Source organism: Salinisphaera dokdonensis CL-ES53 (genome assembly GCF_040361215.1).
Taxonomy (GTDB): domain Bacteria; phylum Pseudomonadota; class Gammaproteobacteria; order Nevskiales; family Salinisphaeraceae; genus Salinisphaera; species Salinisphaera dokdonensis.
Genome location: NZ_APND01000001.1, coordinates 289606 through 312688, shown reverse-complemented (window position 1 = coordinate 312688; position 23083 = coordinate 289606). Strand labels below are relative to the sequence as shown.

The following is a 23083-nucleotide window of genomic DNA, read 5'->3' as shown; positions in this document are numbered from 1 at the left end:
GCGCCGCCTGTCGGGGCGCCGCCGGTTACCGATCGGCTAGGCGACACGGCATGCCTCGTGCACGATAGCCGCCATGACAACGTCCGAAACCCCGAAACGCTCGATCTTCTTCCTGTCCGACCGTACCGGCATCACCGCGGAAACCCTTGGCTCCACGCTGCTCACGCAGTTCGACGAGGGCTCCTTCCGGCAATCCACGCTGCCGTTCGTGAATACGCCCGAGAAAGCGCGATCGGCACTGGAGTACATCGAGCACACAGGCGCAGCGAGCGGCCTCAAGCCGATCATCTTCTCGACGACGGTCAGTGATGAAGTGCGCGAGATCCTGCGCGAGGGCAGCGTGGTCTTCCTCGATCTGTTCGACATGTTCGTGCCCGCGCTCGAAGGCGCGCTGGAGACCAAGTCCACGCACCGGGAAGGGCGGGCGCACGGTATCGCCGACGAAGACATCTACGAATCGCGAATCGATGCCATGAACTATGCGCTCACCCACGACGACGGCGTGGGCGAGAACGGCTACAAGAACGCGCAGGTCATCCTCATCGCGCCGTCGCGCTGCGGCAAGACGCCGGTCTGCATCTATCTGGCGATGCAGCACGGTGTTTATGCCGCCAATTATCCGCTCACGGAAGAAGACCTGGAGCGTCGCACGCTGCCCCCGGCGCTCAAGGAACACAAGGCAAAGCTTTACGGCCTGTGGATCGACGCCGAGCGCCTGCACCAGATTCGCAGCGAGCGGCGCAAGGGCAGCCAGTACGCGGCCTTGCCGCAGGTCAGCTATGAGCTGCGACAGGCAGAAAGCCTGTACAAGCGCCACGGCCTGTCTTACTCGGAGACGACCAACAAGTCGATCGAAGAGATTGCCACGATGATCATGCAGGACAAGGATATCCGCCGGCGCTCGTTCTGATCCTCATGCCTGCTCGCCGACCGTCGGAAACCGGCTTGAAAAGCTCGGACCCTGCCGTATAGTCGGTCAGATGCCGAAACTCAAACGCAACCACTGGCTACAGGCTGCGCAGCCGCGCAGCTTCACCGGTCTGATGGGGCTTTACGAGAGCAATTACCGTCGCTTCGAACGCCTCGTGCCGGAACTCGATTTCCCGTTCGAGGCGGCCGAGTCGCGAGGTGCGGATGCGACGCTGTATCTGCGCGTGGTCGAACGGTGTCGCTATACCACCACGGTTCATCTCACCTACTGGTTCGGCGAGGGCGACGAATTACGCGCTGATCCGGATCTGTTGCTGCGCGTCTATCGCGATGCCCAGCTCGCTGAAGCGATCTCCTGCGACGCGCGTTCGCGCTATGTGGCGCTCGCCGGCGTGCCGGAAATCGACGACGACGTGCTCAAGGCCCAGTGGCCGCGCAATCTGTTGCTGAACAAGTGGCTCAACTATTGTCTGGGCCAGGGCCATGGTTTCGGCGGTGCCCATAGGCCACGTACCCCGGCCTGATATACCCGCCTCTATACCTGCCGCCGAACGCGGGCCGGTAAGGCACGCGGTCGCCTGATCAGGCCCCGCGCTTGCGAGCGCGCCGGGACTTGCGCTTGGGCGCCTCGGTCTCGTCTTCCTCGTTCTCGTTCTCCCGCAGGCGCAGACCCACGGTGTCGATGACGCCGGCAGCTAGTGTGCGCACGGTCAGACGCACGCCTTCGAGATCCACCACATCGCCCTCGACCGGGCGGCGCTTGAGCCGGCGTCGCATGTAATCGGCGATGGCCAGGTCCCAATCCGAATCGGCAATCGACAGGCCGTACGCTTCGGCCAGTTCTGAGATGCCCGCATCGCCGCGCAGCGTGAAGCTGCCGAAGAAGGTGCGCGCTTCGGGGGCATGCTTGGTCTCACCACGGAACAGTTTGCCGAGCTCGTCGCTATGGCGTTCGGGGGTGATCAGATAGAGCAGGTCGTTGACCGCGTACACGAACTGCGGCTTGGGGAAGATCAGGCGGCGCCCGCGGGTCACAGCGATGCAGCGCAGCCCGTCGAAGCGACTGAGCGCCTCACCTTGCGTGGCCGCCAGGCTGGACGCCAGCTGGATACGAAAGCCCAGCAGTACATGAGGGTCCGGCCGCGTTCCGCGAAATCCGAAACTGGCCGCGGGGCCGGGCTCGCGCGGCACTTCCAGCTTGAGCCATCGGGCGGTCCAGGCCAGGGAGCTGCCTTGCACAACCAACGACACCAACACCACGGCAAAGGTGATATCGAACAGGAACTGGGCGCCTTCCATATCCGCCATAAGCGGAAACAGCGACAGTACGATCGGCACCGCGCCGCGTAGACCGACCCAGGCGATGAAGCCTTGCTCGCGAGTCGGGAAATGAAACGGCAACAGGCTGAGCCAGACCGCCACCGGACGTGCGACGAACATCAGAAACAGCGCGATCAATGCGGCGGCACCGAAATGATCCCAAAGCTGGTGCGGGTTCACCAGCAGCCCCAGGACCAGGAACATGCCGGCCTGCGCCAGCCAGGCCAGGCCGTCCATCACGCGGAATACATGCTCGGACGCATGATTTCGCCGATTACCGACAATCAGGCCGACCAGATAGATGCCGAGAAAACCACTGCCGCCGAGCTGGTTGATCGCAGTGAAGGCCATCAAGCCGCCCGAAGCGATCAGCAGCGCGTACAGGCCTTCCACCAGTTGCATGCGCGCGGCGAGGAACGACAAGCCGTAACCGAGTACCACGCCGCCTACGATACCGATCCCGAACTGGGCCGTGATCTGGCTGGCGACGCTCGATGCGGTGAACCCTTCGCTGCTTTCGATCGTGGCGAGCAGAAACGTCACAAGAAAGATCGCCATCGGATCGTTGGTGCCGGATTCGATTTCCAGCGTGGCACTTACGCGCTGGTTGAGCGTGACGCCGGAGCTACGCAGCTGGGAGAACACGGCCGCCGCGTCGGTGCTGGCGACGATCGAGCCCAGTAGCAGCCCGTAACGCCAGTCCACGTCGAGCCAGAACGCGATGAACGCGCCCGCGAGCGAGGCCGAAACCAATACGCCCACGCTGGCCAGCGATAACGCCGGCCATAGCGCCACCCGGAACGTCTGGATATGCGTTCGCAGCCCACCGTCGAGGAGGATGATCGCGAGTGCGAGATTGGCGATGAAGAATGCCAACGGCACGTTGTCGAAGTCGATCTGGCCCGGGCCGTCCTGTCCGGCCAGCATCCCGACGACCAGAAAGATCAGCAGCAGCGGCGGCCCGAACCGGGACAACGAACTGGCCAGTACGCTCAGAAAAAGCAGCAGGCCGACAAAGAAGAGAATGACGTTGGTATCGGTCATCGGATCCGGTGCAGTCGATCATCAAGGCATCACGCGGCCAACGCGCCGGCCGCGCGCAGTCGCATCGCTGAACATCCAGACAGAAGGCGCGCGAATGCGGGGCGTACCGGGCAAGGTGCCGGTTTAACAATGCTCACTATGCCACGGGGACTTCCGGTTTCTCCCGAGCCCTATGCGTCTAATCCCGAGCTGGCCGGCTGTTGATGGCTCGATTTACACGACCTATCGGACCAATGGCGGTAGGGCTTCGATAGCGCTCGACGGTTCGGTAGGTGACATCGGCGGCATGAGTTAATAACATTATAGAATATGCATAGATCTATAAGAATTATCCTGATCGATTGCTCGCGATCCCGTCAGTTCGATCGCGCCAAGCGGGATTTCGTGGACTCGAGTTTCAGTGCGCGCGCTCGATGAGCGTTTTATTCGGCGTGATCGTCGGTTTGGCGCTGGGCCTCACGGGCGGGGGCGGATCGATCTTTGCCGTTCCGCTGTTGATCTATGGGTTGGGCGTCGCCCCGCATAGTGCGGTCGCCATATCGCTTGGCGCGGTCGCCATCACGGCCGCCTTTGGTGCCGCAGAAGGGCTGGCGCGCTCCATCGTGGAGCGTCGCGCCGCATTGATTATTGCGGTCGCCGGGATGCTGTCGGCCCCGCTGGGCGTGATGCTCGGCGCGCGGCTGAGCGAATCTGTCGTGATGGCCGCATTCGCGGTGCTGATGCTCGGCGTCGCATCGCGTATGGCCTGGCGCGCCCGGGCTGCGCCGCAGGAATCGAGCGTCGTGCGCGCCCGTGTCGCGCCCGAAGCAGCAAGCGATGCCAGCACGGTCTGTCGATACAGTCGTGACGGCCGGCTGCGGCTCAACGCGCCCTGCAGCGCCGCGCTCGGTGTCGCGGGCCTGGTAGTCGGTGTTCTTTCGGGGCTGTTCGGCGTGGGCGGCGGGTTTCTGATCGTGCCGGCCTTGATGCTGATCACCGAGATGGGCATCCACCGTGCCGTAGCCACTTCGCTGGCCGTGATCACGTTCATCGGCCTGTCCGGCCTGGGTTCGGCGGTTGTCGCCGGACGCGAGATCGACTGGACGCTGACCGGCCTGTTCGTGCTTGGCGGGGTGTTGGGCATGGCCGCGGGCCGGCTGCTCGCGCGCTACCTGGCCGGTGCGACGTTGCAGAGCGTGTTTGCGCTGGCCATGGCCGCGATCGCCGTCGGCATGCTCGTGCAGACACTCGTGCTTGCCTGAGCGCCGCCCACTAAAAAGCCCCGTATCGCGAATTGCGATACGGGGCCGGTGCTTGGTGGAGACGGCGGGAATCGAACCCGCGTCCGCCGATTCTCGACCCTCGGGTCTACATGCTTATGCCGTCTTTGATTGTCGGCTCACGTTACCCGACGACAAGGGACAACGATCGCTTATCTTCGTTTGCTCTTAACGGGTCAGCCCGAAGCGGGGCTTTGCCGCGAGTCTATGAGAGTCGATACCCGTATCCGGAAGCATAGACACTTACCGGGCGGGCACTAGCGGGGTTTAAGCCGCTAGAGCGTAGTTGTCGTCGTTCGCAACTAGCTTAGGTTGCAAATTGATTAACGAGGTTGATTTGCGACCTCGGCATGCACCTTGGGTTTTGACATCGGCGTCGAAGCCATGTCGTCCCCTAATAACAACCAAATTGTAACAGCAAAAAAGAAGTGTGGTTCGTCGCGTCGGATTCAAGTTGGGTACGGCGTCGAATGGGGACCGGATCGTGCCTCAGGTGCGCAGGATCTGGGCCTTGCGACGATTCCAGTCGGCTTCTTTCTTGCTCTGGCGCTTGTCGTAGTTGGCCTTGCCCTTGGCCAGCGCAATCTCGAGCTTGGCCTTGCCGCGCTTCCAGTACATCGCCAGTGGCACGATGGTGAAACCCTTCTGCTCGGTTGCGCCGATCAGCGTGGCGAGCTCGCGCTCGTGCAGCAGCAGCTTGCGCGTACGGGTCGGGTCGACAACCACATGGGTCGAGGCCGACTGCAGCGGCTGGATATGACCGCCGAGCAGAAAGGCCTCGCCGTCCTTGATCAGGACATAGGCTTCGGTGATCCGACCCTTGCCCGCGCGCAGCGACTTGACCTCCCAGCCTTCGAGGACAAGACCGGCCTCCAGCCGCTCCTCGAGGAAGAAGTCGTGACGCGCGCGCTTGTTGAGCGCGATCGTCGAACTGGGTTGTTTGCTGTTTTTTTGCTTAGCCATGGGCTTAGTATAGCGGCCCGGGGCAAGCAAATAACCGGGGGGCGATTTGCAGGCTATTCATTCAGCCCCTGCCGTACGGAATGGCAGGGCGACGCGAGGTGCGCGCGTGCGCGACCCAGCCGAAAGCGGTGATTCGACAACACGAGCGAACGCGCGAAAGCCGATCTGTCCGGCGGCGTCCGCGCGCTCTATCGGCTGCGGCCGCTGATGGTGGCCTACGCGCAACGACCGGAATGGTCGTCTTCGCCGCGCTTCGCGATCGCGATGATCGCGGCGGTGGTCAGCCTGAGCAATCTCTGGCGGCTACCTTTTCTGCTTTCCGAACACGGCTCGGGCGCTTTTCTGCTGGTCTATGTCGGCGCGCTTCTGAGCATGGGTTTGCCGTTGTTTTCCGGGCAGTTGCTGATGGCGCGGGGCACGCGCGCGGATGTGCCCGGAGTGATTGCGTCCTGGACGCGCAATGCGCCGCACTCGCGCGTCTGGATCTGGAGTGGTTATGTCGCCGTGTTCGGCGCGGCGCTGTTGCTCGCGGCCTACAGCGTGGTGGCTTGCTGGAGTCTTGCCTACAGCCTGCGCGGCGTGGCCGGCACGCTCGACGGCAGTTCGGTGGAGGCGGCGAGCGCTCAGTTCGTCGCCTTTGCGCGTGACTCGGAGCGCGGCTTCGGTTGGCTGCTGTTGTTCTTTGGTCTGATCACGGCCACGTCTGCCCGTGGGCTGCGCCGCGGCGTGGAGCCGGTGATGCGCACGCTGGCGTTCTTCATGCTCATGGCGCTGACGGCGTTGATGGTCTCGGCGTTGCTGGATCCACGCGCGGGCGCGGCTTTTCAGAATGTCTTTGCCCCTAATTTCGAGGCATTGAGCTGGCGCGGCGTGTTTGAAGCGCTCTATCAGGCGTTCTTCACTCTCAGCCTCGGGTCCGGGGTGGTGGTGGCCTTCGGTAGCTACCTGCCTGTCGGCGCGCCGGTGGTACGGCTGTCGCTGCTGGTACTGATCATCGACCTGATGGTATCGCTGGCCTGCGCGTTCATGCTCAGCGTGTTCGTGAGTGGTAGCCCGGCTGTGCTGGACGTGGGCGTACAGAGCCTGTTCGAGGCCATGCCCGTCGCGCTCGCGGACAGCTGGCAGGCGCCGATCATGTTCGTGCTCATCGCGCTTGTCAGCCTGTCCACGGCGATCGGCCTGTTCGAGCCCGTGGTGCAGCTGGTGCAGCAGCGCAGCGGCTACACGCGCCTGCGCTCGACGCTGTATGCGGGTGTCGGGCTCGCGCTTCTGGGGCTGGCGGCCTTGTTGTCGTTCGGCATTCTTCAACCGCTAACGCTGTTGGGCTACAACCTGTTTGGCTGGCTGATGCTCGCGACCGCACAGCTCATCGGGCCGTTGACCGGTCTGTTGCTGTGCGTGCTCATGGGACGTGTACTGGCGCGCAAGCGCCTGGTCGATGCCTGGCAGCATTCCGGCGAGTACGGTCGAGCGACCGGCTTTGCGGTATGGCATGGCCTGCTGCGCTATCCCACGCGCATCGTGCTGGTGTTCGTGCTGGCCTATGCGATGGGCGGGCTACGGCTTATCGAGATGGTCTGGCAGCCGACGACATGAGCGAGATGACGATCGAAGTCATCTTTGCGCTGCCGCAGCGCTGTTGGCGCGAACAGGTTCGGCTGTTTGAGGGCGCGACCGCGCAGCAGGCGCTGGACGCTTCCGGGCTGGAGGCGGTCTATCGCGAGGCCGGTGGGGAAGGCGCACCGCCGCTGGGCCTGTTCGGGCGCAAGGTGCGCGCCGATCAAGTGCTCAAGCCGGGCGATCGGGTGGAGATCTATCGGCCGCTGACTGCGGATCCGCGCCAGCGGCGCCGCGCCCAGGTCGATGCGCGGCGCAGGAAGGATCGTTCAGGTGCCGGGTAGCGAGGTACCCAGCGGCTGATCTTCCGAGCGGCGACCGTTGTCTTCGTTGTCGATGCCGGGTTCGTCGTTATCGGGGCCCGGCGATACGCTCGACGGCAAGGGCTGGTCGTCGTCCATGCCGGGCTCGCCGTCCATGATCTGAGCGGTGTATTCGTCGTCGCCGTCGATCTCGGCCAACTCGTCGTTGACGAAGTAGAGGTTGAGCTCGCTCTTGCGCACATGGGCACGCGGATCGCGGTAATAGAAGACGTAGTCCCAGCGGTCCTTCTCGAAGCTGCTGTCGATCAGCGACGTGCCCATCACGTATTCGACCTGACGCTTGGTCATGCCGATTTCGAGCTGGTTGACGTTCTTGGCCGTCACCACGTTGCCCTGTACCACCGGTACACGGAAGAAGACCGGCAGGCTGCATGCGGTGAGCATGAGCAGCGAGGCGAGCACGGCGACTGTTCTCATAGACTTCTAACCCCTATTGGCGAACCGCATCATACGGCAGCGCTTTTTGCCTGCCAAACGGCCCGTTGGCGCGACCGCGAGGCAGGCGTGTGATGGCGGATGCTCAGCCGTGAGCGCGGGCAATCATGTCCGCGGCATGGGCCCGGGTCTGGGCGGTGAGTTCGACGCCGCCGAGCATGCGTGCGAGTTCTTCCACGCGCGCCTGTTCATCGAGCAGCGCGATCCGGGTGGACGTCTGCCCCTCGGCGACGTGCTTGGCGACATGCAGGTGATGCGCGGCCTGGGCGGCAACCTGTGGCAGATGCGTCACGCACAGCGATTGCCCGGTCGCGCCGAGTTCGCGCAGCTGGCGACCGACGATCTCGGCCACGCCGCCGCCGATGCCGGTATCGACCTCGTCAAAGACCAATGTAGGCACCCGGGTGCGGGCGGCCGCCACCACCTCGATCGCGAGACTGATACGCGACAGTTCGCCGCCGGAGGCCACGCGCTCCAACGGGCGCGCGCTCTGACCGGGGTTGGCGGCAATGAGGAACTCGATCTCGTCGGTGCCGGCGGCGTTGATCCGCTCGTGCGCTTCGGGCGTGACCTGCACGCTGAAGTCGCCCTCCGGCATGCCCAACGACTGGATGATGCGGGTGATCGCCGCGCCGAGCTGTTTGGCGGCTTTCGCCCGCTTCGCACTCAGGGCCTTCGCGGCCTTGCGATAATCGTCGGTCTGCCGAGTCTCGTCTGCACGCAGGGCATCAAGGCGGGCGCCGGCGCCCTCCAGCGATTGCAGTTCTTCGCCGAGACGATCGGCGAGGGCGGGTAAATCACTCGGATTGCAGTGATGCTTGCGTGCCAGGTCCTGGATGCTGGCGAGGCGTTGTTCGACTTCGCGAAACCGTTGCGGGTCGATATCCAGCGTATCCACATGGTGACGCAGCGAATCGACCGCTTCCTGGGCCTGAATCCGCGCACCGGTCACCAGTTCGAGGATCGGCTTGAAGCCATCGTCGATTGCGGCCAGGTCGTTCAAAAGTCGTTCGGCGCCGCCGAGTTGATCGGTGGCCGCACCGTCTTCGGCTTCGAACAGCAGCGCCAGTGCGTGCTGGCCGTCGCCGATCAGGCGCTCGGCACTGGCCAGGCGCCGATGTTCGGCTTCGAGTTCGTCGAGTTCGTCAGCGCCGAGATCCAGCGCTTCCAGTTCGTTGACCTGATAACGCAGCAGGTCGATCCGCATGTCGCCGGCATCGTCGATCTGTTCGATGCGCGCGATCTCGTCGCGCGTGGCGCGCAGGGCCTCGGCCGCATCAGCGACGGCAGCGAGCGTGTCCGGATGTTCGCCGTACTCGTCGAGCAGGGCGCGCTGGGCGCTGCGCCGTAGCAGCGACTGGTGGGCATGCTGGCCGTGGATATCGACTAGCCGCTCGCCGAGTTCGCGCAGTTCGCGGGCGGGCATCGGCGTGCCATTGATCCAGCAACGGCTGCGGCCCTCGCTGGCGACCACGCGCCGGATGACGCATTCGTTCTCGTCGTCGAGCTCGTGGTCGACAAGCCATTGATGGGCGGCAGGCGCGTCGTCGAGCACGAAGCGTGCACTGACCTCGGCGCGTTCCGCGCCTTCGCGTACGGCCTGGGCATCGGCGCGATCGCCGAGAATGAGGTTCAGCGCATCGACCAGAATCGACTTGCCGGCGCCGGTTTCGCCGGACAGCACTGTCATGCCGGACTCGAATTCGACCTCGAGTCGGTCGATGATCGCGAAGTTTCGGACCGTGATCTCAGCGAGCATGGGGCGTGTTTCGGTTGCTCATGAAGACTGCGGCATCTTCTGGCCGCGTCCCCACTGAAGCTTGTTGCGCAGGATATTGAAGTAGTCGTAGCCCGGCGGATGGATCAGATGTAGATCATGCGGGCCGCGCTGGATGAGTACGCGGTCGCCCGCGCCGAGCGGCTGGCTGACCTGGCCGTCGCTCGTGAACAACGCCGCGCCGTCGAGCGTATCGGCTACGCGGATCTCGATCTCGTGGTTGGCGTCTACGATCAGCGGTCGATCCGAGAGCGTATGCGGGCAGATCGGTACCAGGGCGAGCGCATTCAGGCCGGGATGCAGTACGGGCCCGCCGCCGGACAGCGCATAGGCCGTGGAACCGGTCGGCGTGGCCACCACCATGCCGTCTGCGCGATGATGGCTGATGAAGTCGCCGTTCATGTAGGTATCGAAATCCAGCACGCGGGCAAAAGCCTGGTTTCGGATCACACATTCGTTGATCGCCGAGAATGCGTCGCCCTGGCGCGTGCCGTCGGCCTTTTCGATACGCGCGGACAGCATCAGCCGTGATTCGGCAATGAAGCGCCCGGCAAAGATGTCGTCGAGCGTGGCGATCATTTCCGCAGGCAGTACGTCGACCATGAAACCCAGTCGGCCGAGATTGACGCCCAGCAGTGGCGTCTCGGCCTGTGCGACTGAGCGGCCTGCATCGAGCAGGGTGCCGTCGCCGCCGACGACGACCACCAGATCGCAGCGTTCGCCGAGTTCGGAGCGCTGGCAGGTCTCCACGCCGTTGGCTGCTTCGGCATGGCCTTCGTCGATGAGCACGCGCTTGTCGCGGCGCTGCAGGTCGGCGATCAGATTCTTCAGCGTCTGGCGCACGCCGTCGTCGTGCTGCTTGGCCAGAATGCCGATGGTTGTGAACTGTTGCGCCATGCGCGTGGGAACAATAGCCGGGAGGTCGATGCGTAAGCATTCACGCCTTGCCCGACAATTTCAACGAAAACCGCTGGATCAGGGAGCTTGAAATGATCACAGCCAGCCCAATCGTGAGAGCAGTCACGCCGATGCAGGGCATTTACTGATCGGCACCGTCATACAAGCGGGGATTTTGAGTACATGAGTCAGCAGGACAAACCCAACACGCCGCACGATGAACAGGATCCGGCTGCCGAGAACGCAGCGCAGCCCGACGTCGAAGCCGTGCAGACCGGCAACGAAGAGTTCGTGGACGCCGGCGAGAGCAGCGCCGACAGCATCTCGGAAACCGATGAGCTCCAGGCGGCACTCGATCAGGCACAGGCCGAGGCCGAGCAGTATCGCGACCAGGCCGTTCGCGCGCACGCTGAAATGGAAAACGTCCGCAAGCGGGCGACGCGCGACGTGGAATCGGCGCGCAAGTTCGCGATCGAGAAGTTCGCGACCGAACTGCTGGGCGTGCGTGACAGCCTCGAGCTGGGTCTGAAAGCCGCCGAAGAGCAGAGCGGCGATTACGACAAGCTCAAGGAAGGCATGGACATGACGGTTCGCATGCTCGTCTCGAGCATGGAAAAGGTCGGCATTGAAGCGCTCGATCCGAAGGGTGAGACCTTCAATCCCGAATTCCACGAGGCCGTCTCCACCCAGCAGACCGACGATGTGGCGCCAAACACCGTCGCCGACGTCATGCAGAAAGGCTACACGCTCAACGGGCGTGTACTGCGCGCCGCGATGGTGATCGTGGCCAAGCCGACCGGCGAAGGGTAGTTCGCAGTCGTCTTTTAAAGGGGCGTGCGCTTGAAAAGGTTCGCGCCACGCCCCAAATCTTCCGTCAAGTCAAGTTTTGTGTAGTTGTTGAATGGCGCTGGCTTACTACAGCGCGAATCAGAGGGAAATGAACATGGGTAAGATTATCGGTATCGACCTCGGCACCACGAACTCGTGCGTGGCCGTGCTCGAAGGTGATCAGCCGAAGGTGATCGAGAACGCCGAAGGCGAGCGCACGACCCCCAGTGTTGTCGCCTTCACGGACGACGATCAGACGCTCGTCGGTCGCCCCGCCAAGCGCCAGGCGGTCACCAATCCGAATGACACGCTGTATGCGATCAAGCGCCTGATCGGCCGCACTTTCGATGATCCGACCACCAAGAAGGACATCGACACGGTCCCGTACAAGATCGTCAAGGCCGACAACGGCGATGCGTGGGTCGAAGCGCGCGGCCAGAAGATGGCGCCGCCGGAAGTCTCGGCCAAGGTGCTGCAGAAGATGAAGGCCACCGCCGAGGATTATCTTGGCGAGAAGGTCACGGAAGCCGTGATCACCGTGCCGGCCTACTTCAACGACGCGCAGCGCCAGGCCACGAAGGACGCCGGCCGGATTGCCGGTCTCGACGTCAAGCGCATCATCAACGAGCCGACCGCGGCAGCGCTTGCCTATGGCATGGACAAGAAGGGCGGCGACAAGAAGATCGCTGTCTATGACCTGGGCGGCGGCACCTTCGATATCTCCATCATCGAAGTCGCTGAAGTCGACGGCGAACACCAGTTCGAGGTGCATGCCACCAACGGTGACACGTTCCTCGGTGGTGAAGACTTCGACAACGCGATCATCGAGCACATCGCGGCCGAGTTCGAAAAGGAGCAGGGCGTGAACCTGCGCCAGGACAAGCTCGCCCTGCAGCGTCTCAAGGAAGCTGCCGAGAAGGCCAAGATCGAGTTGTCCTCCACGCAGCAGACCGAGATCAACCTGCCGTACGTCACAGCCGATCAGTCGGGTCCGAAGCATCTCAACATGAAGATGACCCGCGCCAAGCTGGAAAGCCTGGTCGAAGATCTGGTTGCTCGCACGATCGATCCCTGCCGCACCGCGCTCAAGGACGCGGGCATGAAGGCTGGAGACATCGACGACGTGATTCTCGTCGGCGGCCAGACCCGCATGCCGGCCGTGCAGGAAGCGGTCAAGAGCTTCTTCGGCAAGGAAGCCCGCAAGGACGTCAACCCGGACGAAGCCGTCGCCGTGGGCGCCGCAATTCAGGGTTCGGTCCTGTCGGGCGACACCACCGACGTGCTGCTGCTGGACGTCACCCCGCTGAGCCTCGGTATCGAGACCCTGGGCGGCAAGATGACCAAGCTCATCGAGAAGAACACCACGATCCCGACTCGCAAGTCGGAAGTCTTCTCGACCGCCGAGGACAACCAGCCGGCCGTGACCGTGCATGTTCTTCAGGGCGAGCGTGAACAGTCCAGCGCCAACAAGTCGCTGGGCCGCTTCGACCTGTCGGACATTCCGCCGGCACCGCGCGGTACGCCGCAGATCGAGGTCACCTTCGACATCGACGCGAACGGCATCCTGAACGTGTCGGCCAAGGACAAGGCCACCGGCAAGGAACAGTCGATCGTGATCAAGGCTTCTTCCGGTCTGTCGGACGAAGAGATCGATCAGATGGTGCAGGACGCCGAGGCGCACGCCGAGGAAGACGCCAAGTTCAACGAACTGATCACGGCGCGCAACCAGGCGGACGGCCTCATCCACGGCATCGAGAAGGCCATGCGCGATCTCGGCGACAAGGTCACCGACGAAGAGAAGCAGCCGATCGACGAGGCCATCAAGGAGCTGCGTGAAGCTCTGGAAGGCGACGACAAGGACGCCATCGACGAGAAGACGCAGAAGCTCTCCGAAGCCTCCACGCCGGTCATGGAGAAGGCCTACAGCGACGGCCAGGGCGCCGAGGGCGAACAGCCCCAAGGCGGCGCCGACCAGGCCCAGGGCCAGGACGGCTCCAACGACGACGTCGTCGATGCCGACTTCGAGGAAGTCAACGAAGACGACAAGAAGTCCGGCACCAACTCCTGATCCGCTGATCAGGTAGTCCTTCAGCCGGGGCAGCGCCAGTCGTTGCCCCGGCTTTTCTGGTTTTGAGAGTTTCGATTCATGGCGAACCGTGATTACTACGAAGTCCTGGGCGTATCGAAAGGTGCGTCGAAGGACGAAATCAAGAAAGCCTATCGCCGCCTGGCGATGAAGAATCATCCGGATCGCAATCCGGATGACGAAGACGCCGAGGCGCGCTTCAAGGAAGCCTCCGAGGCCTACGAAGTGCTTTCGGACGATCGCAAGCGTCAGGCGTACGATCAGTTCGGCCATGCCGGGCTCGGCGGCGCAGCCGGTGGCGGCGCAGGCGCCGGTGCCGGAGGATTCGGCGATATCTTTGGCGATATCTTCTCCGACATCTTCGGCGGCGGCATGGGCGGCGGTGGCCGTTCGCGTGCCTCGCGCGGCGCCGATCTGCGCTACGACCTCGATCTGGATCTGGAAACCGCGATCGACGGCGATACCGTCGAGATTCGGATTCCCACGCTGGAAGAGTGCGGTAGCTGTGACGGTAACGGTGCCGAAGCGGACTCGCCGGTCGATACCTGCGGCACTTGCCAGGGCGTCGGTCAGGTTCGTATCCAGCAGGGTTTCCTGTCGATCCAGCAGACCTGTCCGGATTGCCACGGCTCCGGCAAGAAGGTCCGCAACCCCTGCAAGAAGTGCGGCGGCGAAGGCCGCGTGCAGTCGTCCAAGACCCTGTCGGTGAAAGTGCCGCCGGGCGTGGACAACGGCGACCGCATTCGTCTTTCCGGCGAGGGCGAAGCCGGCGAAATGGGCGGTCCCTCGGGCGATCTCTATGTTCAGATCAATGTTCGCCCGCACGAATTCTTCGTGCGTGATGGCAACAATCTGCGCGCCAACGTGCCGGTGGACATGATCACCGCGGCGCTTGGCGGCGAGATCGACGTGCCCACGCTCAAGGGCAAGGTCAGCCTGCGCATTCCCGCCGAGACCCAGTCCGGCAAGACCTTCCGCCTGCGCGGCAAGGGCGTACAGTCGGTACGTACTTCGTCGCCGGGTGATCTGCTTTGCAAGGTTTCGGTGGAAACGCCGGTCAACCTCAATGCCAAGCAGAAAGGTCTGCTCGAAGAATTGCGCGAAAGCCTGGACAGCAGCGGTCGCAGCCACAGCCCGGCGACGACCTCCTGGCTGGACAAGGCCAAGCGTTTCTTCGGCGAGCATCTGGGCTAACAACTAAAGCGAGCACGTCATGACACGAGTCGCGATCAACGGCGCCGCCGGGCGCATGGGCCGGGAATTGGTCATTGCCTGTCAGCGCAATTCGTCGTTGACGCTGGCTGCCGCCTTCGAGGCCCCGGGCAGCGATGCCATCGGTCAGGACGCCGGGCGTCTGGCCACCGGCGAAGACGCCGATGTGGCTATCGCCTCGGCCGATGATCGAGACGCATCGACCTTCGACGTGCTCGTGGATTTCACTCGACCCGAGCCGTGCCTGTCGGCGATCGATGATTGCGTGGCCGGCGGCGCCGCGATCGTGATCGGAACGACCGGTTTCGATGCCGACCAATTGGCACGTATCGACAAAGCCGCGGACAAGATCGCGCTGGTGATGGCGCCAAACTTTAGTGCCGGCGTGAACTTGACGCTAAAGCTGCTTGAAATGGCAGCAAAAGCACTGGGTGATACGGTCGATATCGAAGTGATCGAAGCGCATCACCGCCACAAGGTGGATGCGCCCTCAGGCACGGCGTTGCGTATTGGCGAAGTGCTCGCCGATGCCACGGGCCGCGACCTCGACGACTGCGCGGTCTATGCCCGTGAGGGCCACACGGGCGAGCGCGAGCGCCAGGCGATTGGCTTCCAGACCATTCGCGGTGGCGACATCGTCGGTGAGCATACGGTGCTTTTTGCGGGCGACGGCGAGCGTCTGGAGATTTCGCACAAGGCGTCCTCGCGTCAGACCTTCGCCGGTGGTGCCATGCGCGCGGCCGGCTGGGCGGCTCAACAAAAGCCCGGCCGCTATGACATGAACGACGTGCTGGGGTTCGACCGCGACTAGGGACTGGCCGCGGCCGATGCAAGCGGCTATAATTTGCCGCCGCCTGTGGCCGAGTTCATTTAATGGATGACGGCCCAACCCGATTAACGGACTCCGGAGTGATTGTTGCGCCCCAAAGCCCTGCTTGCGCTCGAAGACGGTAGCCTGTTTCAAGGTCGTGCGATCGGTGCCGTTGGCACGACGGTAGGGGAGGTCGTTTTCAATACGGCCATGACCGGTTATCAGGAAATCCTGACTGATCCCTCCTATCGTCAGCAGATGGTCACGCTGACCTATCCGCATGTCGGCAATACCGGCGCCAACCCCGAAGATATCGAATCCGATCGCGTACAGGCCGCCGGCCTGATCATCCGCGAAGTGCCGCGTGCGCAGAGTAATTGGCGCGCCAGCGGCAGTCTGATCGAATATCTCGAAGATAACGGCATCGTTGGTATCGGTGATATCGATACGCGCCGGCTCACGCGCATACTGCGCGAGAAGGGCGCCCAGAACGGTTGCATCGTCGCCGGTGACGACATCGACGCCGATTCGGCGATCGAACAGGCGCGCGCCTTCCCGGGCCTGAAAGGTGCGGATCTCGCCGCCGATGCCGGCACCAGGGAATTCTATACCTGGGACGAGCCGACCTGGGTCGGGCCGAACGACAGCCACGAAGCGGCGCCGGCGCAGTATCACGTCGCCGTCTACGACTATGGCGTGAAGTACAACATTCTGCGTCGATTGGTGGATGCGGGCGCCAGCGTGACGGTAGTGCCGCCACGCACGCCGGTCGAGGAGGTGCTCGGCCTGGGCGTGGACGGCGTGCTACTGGCCAACGGCCCCGGCGATCCCGAGCCCTGCGACTACGCGATCGCGACTTGCCGTGAACTCATCGACCGCGCGTTCCCGACGCTAGGTATTTGCCTGGGTCATCAGATTCTGGGCCTGGCTGCCGGCGGCAAGAGCCTGAAGATGAAGTTCGGCCATCACGGCGCCAACCATCCGGTCCAGGATATCGACAGCGGCGAGGTGTTGATCACCAGTCAGAACCACGGTTTTGCCATCGACGAGGCCAGCCTGCCGGAAACCGCACGGGTGACCCATCGCTCGTTGTTCGACGGCTCGCTGCAGGGCATCGAGATCGTGGGCAAGCCGGTGTTTTCCTTCCAGGGGCATCCGGAAGCCAGCCCAGGTCCGCACGATGTGGCGCCGATCTTCGATCGTTTCATGAATGCCATGGCGTCCCGCCGCGCCGGCTAGACAATGCGTGGTCGCCCCGAGGCGGCCGCCGATACATGACTTAAAGACCATGCGCTGCCGGCGGTGAAGCACAGGTGCCGGCCGAGCGCGCCAGTAACCGAGCACGCACGCTATGCCCAAACGCCAAGATCTTCAGTCCATCCTTGTCATCGGTGCCGGCCCGATCGTGATCGGACAGGCCTGCGAGTTCGACTACTCGGGCATGCAGGCCTGCAAGGCGTTGAAGGACGAAGGCTTTCGCGTCGTTCTGGTCAACTCCAATCCTGCCACGATCATGACCGACCCGGAAACGGCGGATGCGGTCTATATCGAGCCCATCACCTGGCAGACGGTCGAGCGCATCATCGAGGCCGAAAAGCCCGATGCATTGCTGCCGACCATGGGTGGCCAGACCGCGCTCAACTGCGCGCTCGATCTGTACAACAAGGGCGTGCTGGAAAAGCACGGCATCGAGATGATCGGCGCGACGCAGGAGGCCATCGACATGGCCGAGGATCGCAGCGCGTTCCGGCGTGCCATGACCGACATCGGCCTTGCGACGCCGGAATCCGCGGTCGTGCACACGATGGAAGAGGGCGCCGAGGTGCAGGCGCGCATCGGTTTCCCGATCATCATGCGCCCGTCGTTCACGATGGGCGGCACCGGCGGCGGCATCGCCTACAACCGCGAAGAGTTCGACGATCTGCTTTCGCGCGGCATCGAACTGTCGCCCACCAACGAAGTGCTCATCGAGCAGAGCGTGCTCGGCTGGAAGGAGTACGAGATGGAAGTGGTCCGCGATCATGCGGACAACTGCATCATCATCTGTGCGATCGAGAACGTCGATGCGATGGGTGTGCACACGGGCGACTCGATCACGGTCGCGCCGGCGCAGACGCTGACCGATCGCGAGTACCAGGTGATGCGTGATGCCTCGCTGGCCTGCCTGCGCAAAATCGGCGTGGATACGGGCGGCTCGAACGTGCAGTTCGCGATCAACCCGGCCGACGGCAAGATGATCATCATCGAGATGAACCCGCGCGTGTCGCGTTCTTCCGCGCTGGCCTCCAAGGCGACAGGTTTTCCGATCGCCAAGGTCGCGGCCAAGCTGGCCGTCGGCTACACGCTCGACGAACTGCAGAACGAGATCACCGGCGGTGCGACCCCGGCCTCGTTCGAGCCGTCGATTGATTATGTCGTCACCAAGATGCCGCGTTTCACTTTCGAGAAGTTTCCGACCGCCGACAGTCGCCTGACCACCCAGATGAAGTCGGTGGGCGAGGCCATGGCGATCGGACGTAACTTCCAGGAATCGCTGCAGAAGGCGATGCGCAGCCTCGAGATCGGCTCCGACGGTTTCGAGCCCAAGATCGAGGATCTGAAGGCTGACGGCGCGCTCGACACGCTGCGCAGCGAATTGTCGACGCCGCGTGCCGAGCGGCTTTGGTATGTCGCCGACGCGTTCCGGGCCGGCTTCAGCCTCGAAGAAGTGCATCAGCTGTGTCATATCGATCCGTGGTTCCTCGACCAGATCGAAGAGCTGATCGCCATGGAGGGCATGCTCAGCCAGTCCACCCTCGGCGATATCGACGCGGATACGCTGCGCGCCTACAAGCGCAAGGGCTTTTCCGACCTGCGCCTGGCCGATCTGCTGAGCTGTGACGAATTCGCGGTGCGCCGCGCGCGTCTCAAGCATGGCATCGTGCCGGTCTACAAGCGCGTCGATTCCTGTGCGGCGGAGTTCCCGACCGCAACGGCCTATCAGTACTCCTCCTACGACGAAGAGTGCGAGGCCGAGCCCAGCGATCGCGACAAGATCATGGTGCTGGGCGGCGGTCCGAACCGCATCGGCCAGGGCATCGAGTTCGATTATTGCTGTGTGCATGCCGCGCTCGCCATGCGCGACGACGGCTACGAAACCATCATGGTCAACTGCAATCCAGAGACCGTGTCCACCGACTACGACACCTCTGATCGCCTCTACTTCGAGCCGCTGACCTTCGAAGACGTGATGTCGATCATCGACGTCGAGCAGCCCAAGGGTGTGATCGTGCAGTACGGCGGCCAGACGCCGCTCAAGCTCGCGCGTCGCCTGGAAGCCGCGGGTGCGCCGATCATCGGCACCACCCCGGACTCCATCGATCTGGCCGAGGATCGCGATCGCTTCCTCAATCTGGTCAACAAGCTGGATCTGAAGCAGCCGGCCAACCGCAGTGCCCGCTCCGAGGCCGAGGCGATGCGCCTGGCCGAAGAAGTCGGCTTCCCGATGGTGGTGCGCCCGTCCTATGTGCTCGGCGGCCGGGCGATGGAGATCGTCTACGAACCCGAGGATCTGCAGCGTTACATGACCGCAGCGGTCAAGGTCTCGCCGGATTCGCCGGTGCTGTTGGATCGCTTCCTAGAGGACGCGATCGAACTGGATGTGGACGCGATCTGCGACGGCAGCGCGGTGTTCATCGGCGGCATCATGGAACATATCGAGCAGGCCGGTGTGCACTCGGGCGACTCGGCCTGTTCGCTGCCGCCCTACAGCCTCGGCCAGGACGTGCTCGATGAGGTGCGTCGCCAGACAGCCGCACTCGCGCGCGGCCTGTCCGTGGTCGGCCTGATGAACGTGCAGTTCGCGATCCGCGGCACCGACGTCTATCTGCTCGAGGTCAATCCGCGCGCTTCGCGCACCGTGCCGTTCGTCTCCAAGGCCACCGGCGTGCCGCTGGCCAAGATCGCGGCACGCTGCATGGTGGGCCAGTCGCTGGAAGCTCAGCAGGTTGGCGCAGAACGCAAGATCGATCATTTTGCGGTCAAGGAAGCGGTTTTCCCGTTCAACAAGTTCCCGACCGTGGATCCGTTGCTCGGCCCGGAGATGAAATCCACAGGCGAAGTCATGGGCGTGGGTCGCACTTTTGGCGAGGCATTCGCCAAGTCGCAGCTCGCCAGTGGCGTAGGCCTGCCGGAAGGCGGTACGGCGCTGATCACGGTGCGTGACGGCGACAAGCCGCACGCCGTGAAGCTCGCGAGCGAGCTCGTGAACGCAGGCTTCCGAATCGTCGCCACCCGGGGCACGGCCAACGCGATCAATGAAGCGGGTATCGACTGCGCAGTCGCCAACAAGGTGAAGGAAGGCCGGCCGCATATCGTCGACATGATCAAGAACGGCGAAATCCAGCTCGTGGTCAACACGACCGAGGGCAAGCGCGCGATCGAGGAATCGCGTTCGATTCGTATCACCGCGCTGCGCTACAAAGTCGCCTACTTCACGACGATCGCCGGCGGCCAGGCAAGCTGCACGGCGCTCACCGACGAGCGGGCATCGCAGGTCTATTCGCTGCAGTCGCTCCAGGCAGCCATCGCCGCAGCTTGATTACGAGGCGTGGTGCATCGGCCTGATGCACCACGTCACGGGGCTTGCGGTAAGAAAAAGTTCGCGCGAGCCGTTATAATGCGATCAAACCAAAACCGATACTGACGCTATTTCCGACATAGATACGGCCTCCCAAGAGGTCAAATTCCGCTCGCCCCTCAAGGAAGACGGGGCCGACATTGTTCGCCTGGTACGCGCTACCGGCGTACTCGACGTCAACTCCGTGTACGCCTACCTGCTGGTTGGCGAGCACTACTCGCAGACGAGCGTGATCGCCGAAGTCGGCGACCAGCTGGCCGGATTCATTTCCGCCTACTGCCCGCCCGAGAAGCCGGACACGGTCTTTGTCTGGCAGGTCGGTGTCGCCGAGGCTGGTCGCGGCAAGGGCCTCGCTACCCGCATGCTCTACGAGATTCTGCGCCGCCCCGCCTGCAAAGACGTGCATTACCTCGACACTACCGTCGGCCCGAGCAACGATGCCTCGATGGCCTTGTTCCGCGGCCTTGCCAAGAAGCTCGATACCCAGTGTGAGGAAGACGAGCTGTTCGCCAGCGAGCTTTTCGGTGACGATGACGGCGAGCCGCACGAGCCGGAAATTCTGTTCCGGATCGGACCGATCGACCGCGCGGCAATCCCCGAACAGGATTGATCCGCGCCCCCGAATTCATCTAGTCAATACGCGTTTAAAACCCGAGCTCACTGCTCAGGAGAAGCTATGGAAACCATCAATCGTCTTGAATCCGAAGTGCGCGGCTATGTGCGCGGCTTTCCCACGGTCTTCACGACCGCGAAAGGCAACCGCATGACCGACGACAAGGGCGAGGTCTATCTCGATTTCTTCGGCGGCGCCGGCGCGCTTAACTACGGTCACAATGACGAAGTGATGAAGGCTGCGCTGCTCGAATACATCCAGGGCGACAACATCTGTCACGGTCTGGATATGGCGACCGCCGAGAAGATCAACTTCCTCGAGACCTTCGAGGAAGTGATCATGAAGCCGCGTGGCATGGACTATAAGATCCAGTTCCCCGGCCCGACCGGCACCAACGCCGTGGAAGCCGCGCTCAAGATCGCGCGCAAGGTGAAGGGCCGCAGCGGCGTGCTCTGCTTTACCGACGGCTATCACGGCATGACGCTGGGTGCGCTCGCCGTGACCGGCAACTCGGCCAAGCGTGGCGGTGCCGGCGTCAATCTGGCGGATACGCACTCCATGCCGTTCTGCGACTATTTCCGTGACGGTCGCGATACCGCCGCAGACCTCGAATACATGGTCAAGGACGGCTCCAGCGGCCTCGAAAAACCCGCTGCGGTCATTCTTGAAACCGTGCAGGGCGAGGGCGGCATCAATATCGCGAGCGATGAATGGCTGCGCGAGATCGAGCGCATTTGTCGTGAGAACGACATGCTGCTGATCGTCGACGACATCCAGGCAGGCGTTGGCCGCACCGGCCCGTTCTTCTCGTTCGAGCCGTCGGGCATCAAGCCGGACATCATCACCGTGTCCAAGTCGCTGTCGGGCTTCGGTCTGCCCTTGGCGATCACCATGATTCGCCCGGATCTGGATATCTGGGAGCCGGGCGAGCACAACGGCACGTTCCGCGGAAACAATCACGCCTTCGTGACCGCCGTCGCTGCCATGAATCACTACTGGCGCGACGATGCCTTCGAAAAGGCGATCCTGCGCAAGGGCGAGCACATGCGTTCGCGCCTCAACGAGATCGTCGACAGCCATTCGGGTTTCAATGCCGAAGTGCGTGGCCGTGGCATGTTCATCGGCGTGGATTGCGAGAACGCCGATATTGCCGACGAGGTCGCGGCCGAATGTTTCGAGCGCAAGCTGCTGCTCGAGACGGCCGGTCCGCGCGACAGCGTGATCAAGTTCATGCAGGCGGTGAACACCACCGACGCCGACATCGACGAAGGCCTGGATATTTTCGCCACCGCGCTGCAGGCGGTGCTCGAGAAGCACGGCCTGAGCCAGGGCGCGGCGTAACTACCGGTTAGCCGTTGTCATATGCATTGCAAGGGCGTACAACTCGTCCGACCAACAGTTAAGGAGATTGCATGAAAATCGTCCGTACCGAAGATCTGCGTGGCACCGATCGCGAAGTCATCAGCAAGGATGGCTGGACCAGCGTGCGGTGGCTCCTCAAGAGCGACAACATGGGCTTCTCGTTCCATGAGACCACGTTCCCGCCGGGTCTCGAATTCGACATGTGGTACAAGCACCACCTCGAAGCCGTGTTCTGCTATCAGGGCGAAGGCACGCTCGTGAACCGGGACACTGGTGAAGAGCACAAGATCGAGCCGGGCACCGTCTATGCGCTCGACAACCACGATCGTCACACGTTGAAGGCCAAGACCGAGCTCAAGCTCGTCTGCGCGTTCAACCCGCCGGTGACCGGTCGCGAGACGCATGATGCCGACGGCGCCTACGTGCCGCCGAAAGACTGATCACTTTCGAGTGATTCGAGTTGAAAAGCCCCGGTCGGTCGACCGGGGCTTTTTTATGGGCGCTTCTGTCAGAGCGCCATGGCAGTGCTATGGGTTTGGGGGGTCGGCCGGCCCGCGGCCGCCCTCGTCTCGTGCGCCGAGCTTCGGTACCGGTTATCGCGTTTCGTTCGTCAGCGCCGATCGGTGAGGGCAAAGGCTTTGTGCCTGCGATGGTTCAGGTCGAAAGACCGCCCACGAACGCACCCAGCAACAGCGGCAGGCTCTGCACCACGATCACGAGAAACAGGCTCGCACTGGCGATGATGCCGATCAGCGGCAGACCGACGAGCGCGCTGCCGGCGCCGATCAGCACGAAACAGAGCACGGCCGCCGGTAGAACCGCCGCAAGCAGGCCGCGCGAGGCGGTGCCCGCTGTACGGCCGCCGACGAAACCGGCGATCAACGGACCAAGCAGTGGGAGCCAGAACAGGAGCAGGGAAAGTACGGCCATCCAGATCATGGCCATCACGAGACTGCCTTTTTCCATGGAACGTATCCTTGAAAGCGCC

The 23083-nt window shown here is 63.2% G+C and carries 20 protein-coding genes and 1 other RNA gene; 14 read left to right on the top strand and 7 right to left on the bottom strand.

Going from position 1 to position 23083, the window contains the following annotated elements; genetic code table 11:
- Positions 1-73 precede the first annotated feature (73 nt).
- Both ppsR and SADO_RS01415 read left to right on the top strand, forming a co-directional pair.
- The gene (gene ppsR, locus SADO_RS01420) at positions 74-910 is read left to right on the top strand and encodes a posphoenolpyruvate synthetase regulatory kinase/phosphorylase PpsR (RefSeq protein ID WP_353108595.1); all 837 of its coding nucleotides are present in this window, start codon (positions 74-76) and stop codon (positions 908-910) included.
- A 70-nt stretch (positions 911-980) separates the two neighbouring features.
- Positions 981-1454, top strand: a complete 474-nt coding sequence (locus SADO_RS01415; protein ID WP_353108593.1) for a DUF1249 domain-containing protein — start codon at positions 981-983, stop codon at positions 1452-1454.
- 58 nt (positions 1455-1512) lie between these two features.
- Here SADO_RS01415 and SADO_RS01410 read toward each other — a convergent pair whose 3' ends face one another.
- Positions 1513-3294, bottom strand: coding sequence for a potassium/proton antiporter (locus tag SADO_RS01410; RefSeq protein WP_353108591.1), 1782 nt, complete (start codon positions 3292-3294; stop codon positions 1513-1515).
- 413 nt (positions 3295-3707) lie between these two features.
- Here SADO_RS01410 and SADO_RS01405 point away from each other — a divergent pair, with 413 nt between their 5' ends.
- Positions 3708-4535: a sulfite exporter TauE/SafE family protein gene (locus tag SADO_RS01405; protein ID WP_353108589.1), complete on the top strand. Its 828-nt coding sequence runs from the start codon at positions 3708-3710 to the stop codon at positions 4533-4535.
- A gap of 53 nt (positions 4536-4588) precedes the next feature.
- On the opposite strand, the gene ssrA is transcribed toward SADO_RS01405, so the two are convergent.
- Positions 4589-4948: a transfer-messenger RNA gene (gene ssrA / locus SADO_RS01400) on the bottom strand.
- 94 nt (positions 4949-5042) lie between these two features.
- Positions 5043-5516 (bottom strand): SsrA-binding protein SmpB, encoded by a 474-nt coding sequence (gene smpB / locus SADO_RS01395; protein WP_353108587.1) that lies wholly within the window; start codon positions 5514-5516, stop codon positions 5043-5045.
- 207 nt (positions 5517-5723) lie between these two features.
- Here smpB and SADO_RS01390 point away from each other — a divergent pair, with 207 nt between their 5' ends.
- Complete coding sequence (locus tag SADO_RS01390; RefSeq protein WP_353108586.1) at positions 5724-7112, top strand: sodium-dependent transporter; 1389 nt, start codon at positions 5724-5726, stop codon at positions 7110-7112.
- Positions 7109-7417, top strand: coding sequence for an RnfH family protein (locus SADO_RS01385; protein ID WP_353108584.1), 309 nt, complete (start codon positions 7109-7111; stop codon positions 7415-7417). Before SADO_RS01390 ends, SADO_RS01385 begins: the two co-directional genes overlap by 4 nt.
- Here the strand turns inward: SADO_RS01385 and SADO_RS01380 are convergent.
- The 3 genes from SADO_RS01380 to SADO_RS01370 form a co-directional block, all read right to left on the bottom strand.
- Positions 7403-7873, bottom strand: a complete 471-nt coding sequence (locus tag SADO_RS01380; RefSeq protein WP_353108583.1) for an outer membrane protein assembly factor BamE — start codon at positions 7871-7873, stop codon at positions 7403-7405. The genes SADO_RS01385 and SADO_RS01380 overlap by 15 nt on opposite strands.
- A gap of 103 nt (positions 7874-7976) precedes the next feature.
- Complete coding sequence (gene recN / locus SADO_RS01375) at positions 7977-9650, bottom strand: DNA repair protein RecN (RefSeq protein ID WP_353108582.1); 1674 nt, start codon at positions 9648-9650, stop codon at positions 7977-7979.
- A gap of 18 nt (positions 9651-9668) precedes the next feature.
- Positions 9669-10565 carry an NAD(+) kinase gene (locus tag SADO_RS01370; RefSeq protein ID WP_353108580.1) on the bottom strand — a complete coding sequence of 299 codons (897 nt, stop codon included), beginning with the start codon at positions 10563-10565 and terminating at the stop codon, positions 9669-9671.
- A 183-nt stretch (positions 10566-10748) separates the two neighbouring features.
- Between SADO_RS01370 and grpE the strand changes: the two genes are divergently transcribed.
- The 9 genes from grpE to SADO_RS01325 all read left to right on the top strand — a co-directional run bounded on the left by grpE (position 10749) and on the right by SADO_RS01325 (position 22535).
- On the top strand, positions 10749-11375 hold the full coding sequence (gene grpE, locus SADO_RS01365) for a nucleotide exchange factor GrpE (RefSeq protein WP_353108579.1): 627 nt from the start codon (positions 10749-10751) through the stop codon (positions 11373-11375).
- Positions 11376-11508: 133 nt separating this feature from the next.
- The gene (gene dnaK, locus SADO_RS01360; protein WP_353108578.1) at positions 11509-13461 is read left to right on the top strand and encodes a molecular chaperone DnaK; all 1953 of its coding nucleotides are present in this window, start codon (positions 11509-11511) and stop codon (positions 13459-13461) included.
- Positions 13462-13539: 78 nt separating this feature from the next.
- On the top strand, positions 13540-14673 hold the full coding sequence (gene dnaJ / locus SADO_RS01355; RefSeq protein WP_353108576.1) for a molecular chaperone DnaJ: 1134 nt from the start codon (positions 13540-13542) through the stop codon (positions 14671-14673).
- Positions 14674-14692: 19 nt separating this feature from the next.
- Positions 14693-15502: a 4-hydroxy-tetrahydrodipicolinate reductase gene (dapB, locus tag SADO_RS01350; protein WP_353108575.1), complete on the top strand. Its 810-nt coding sequence runs from the start codon at positions 14693-14695 to the stop codon at positions 15500-15502.
- A 105-nt stretch (positions 15503-15607) separates the two neighbouring features.
- Positions 15608-16741, top strand: coding sequence for a glutamine-hydrolyzing carbamoyl-phosphate synthase small subunit (gene carA / locus SADO_RS01345; RefSeq protein ID WP_353108573.1), 1134 nt, complete (start codon positions 15608-15610; stop codon positions 16739-16741).
- A 112-nt stretch (positions 16742-16853) separates the two neighbouring features.
- Positions 16854-20081 (top strand): carbamoyl-phosphate synthase large subunit, encoded by a 3228-nt coding sequence (gene carB, locus SADO_RS01340; protein ID WP_353108571.1) that lies wholly within the window; start codon positions 16854-16856, stop codon positions 20079-20081.
- 109 nt (positions 20082-20190) lie between these two features.
- A complete protein-coding gene (gene ectA, locus SADO_RS01335; protein WP_353110051.1) occupies positions 20191-20730 on the top strand; it encodes a diaminobutyrate acetyltransferase in 540 nt (179 codons plus the stop codon).
- Between the two features lie 66 nt (positions 20731-20796).
- Positions 20797-22074: a diaminobutyrate--2-oxoglutarate transaminase gene (ectB, locus tag SADO_RS01330; protein ID WP_353108569.1), complete on the top strand. Its 1278-nt coding sequence runs from the start codon at positions 20797-20799 to the stop codon at positions 22072-22074.
- A gap of 71 nt (positions 22075-22145) precedes the next feature.
- Entirely contained in the window at positions 22146-22535 is a 390-nt protein-coding gene (locus SADO_RS01325) for an ectoine synthase (RefSeq protein WP_353108567.1), read from the top strand.
- 214 nt (positions 22536-22749) lie between these two features.
- On the opposite strand, the gene SADO_RS01320 is transcribed toward SADO_RS01325, so the two are convergent.
- Entirely contained in the window at positions 22750-23061 is a 312-nt protein-coding gene (locus SADO_RS01320) for a hypothetical protein (protein WP_353108566.1), read from the bottom strand.
- Between the last annotated feature and the right edge of the window lie 22 nt (positions 23062-23083).

What these genes read in the sequence shown, in the direction of transcription:
- SADO_RS01385 (WP_353108584.1), top strand. Translation starts at nt 7,109, where the DNA reads ATGAGCGAGATGACGATCGAAGTCATCTTTGCGCTGCCGCAGCGCTGT.
- recN (WP_353108582.1), bottom strand. Translation starts at nt 9,650, where the DNA reads ATGCTCGCTGAGATCACGGTCCGAAACTTCGCGATCATCGACCGACTC.
- ectB (WP_353108569.1), top strand. Translation starts at nt 20,797, where the DNA reads ATGGAAACCATCAATCGTCTTGAATCCGAAGTGCGCGGCTATGTGCGC.
- ppsR (WP_353108595.1), top strand. Translation starts at nt 74, where the DNA reads ATGACAACGTCCGAAACCCCGAAACGCTCGATCTTCTTCCTGTCCGAC.
- SADO_RS01380 (WP_353108583.1), bottom strand. Translation starts at nt 7,873, where the DNA reads ATGAGAACAGTCGCCGTGCTCGCCTCGCTGCTCATGCTCACCGCATGC.
- dnaJ (WP_353108576.1), top strand. Translation starts at nt 13,540, where the DNA reads ATGGCGAACCGTGATTACTACGAAGTCCTGGGCGTATCGAAAGGTGCG.
- SADO_RS01405 (WP_353108589.1), top strand. Translation starts at nt 3,708, where the DNA reads ATGAGCGTTTTATTCGGCGTGATCGTCGGTTTGGCGCTGGGCCTCACG.
- grpE (WP_353108579.1), top strand. Translation starts at nt 10,749, where the DNA reads ATGAGTCAGCAGGACAAACCCAACACGCCGCACGATGAACAGGATCCG.
- SADO_RS01390 (WP_353108586.1), top strand. Translation starts at nt 5,724, where the DNA reads ATGGTGGCCTACGCGCAACGACCGGAATGGTCGTCTTCGCCGCGCTTC.
- SADO_RS01320 (WP_353108566.1), bottom strand. Translation starts at nt 23,061, where the DNA reads ATGGAAAAAGGCAGTCTCGTGATGGCCATGATCTGGATGGCCGTACTT.
- dnaK (WP_353108578.1), top strand. Translation starts at nt 11,509, where the DNA reads ATGGGTAAGATTATCGGTATCGACCTCGGCACCACGAACTCGTGCGTG.
- SADO_RS01410 (WP_353108591.1), bottom strand. Translation starts at nt 3,294, where the DNA reads ATGACCGATACCAACGTCATTCTCTTCTTTGTCGGCCTGCTGCTTTTT.
- SADO_RS01325 (WP_353108567.1), top strand. Translation starts at nt 22,146, where the DNA reads ATGAAAATCGTCCGTACCGAAGATCTGCGTGGCACCGATCGCGAAGTC.
- smpB (WP_353108587.1), bottom strand. Translation starts at nt 5,516, where the DNA reads ATGGCTAAGCAAAAAAACAGCAAACAACCCAGTTCGACGATCGCGCTC.
- SADO_RS01415 (WP_353108593.1), top strand. Translation starts at nt 981, where the DNA reads ATGCCGAAACTCAAACGCAACCACTGGCTACAGGCTGCGCAGCCGCGC.
- SADO_RS01370 (WP_353108580.1), bottom strand. Translation starts at nt 10,565, where the DNA reads ATGGCGCAACAGTTCACAACCATCGGCATTCTGGCCAAGCAGCACGAC.
- carB (WP_353108571.1), top strand. Translation starts at nt 16,854, where the DNA reads ATGCCCAAACGCCAAGATCTTCAGTCCATCCTTGTCATCGGTGCCGGC.
- dapB (WP_353108575.1), top strand. Translation starts at nt 14,693, where the DNA reads ATGACACGAGTCGCGATCAACGGCGCCGCCGGGCGCATGGGCCGGGAA.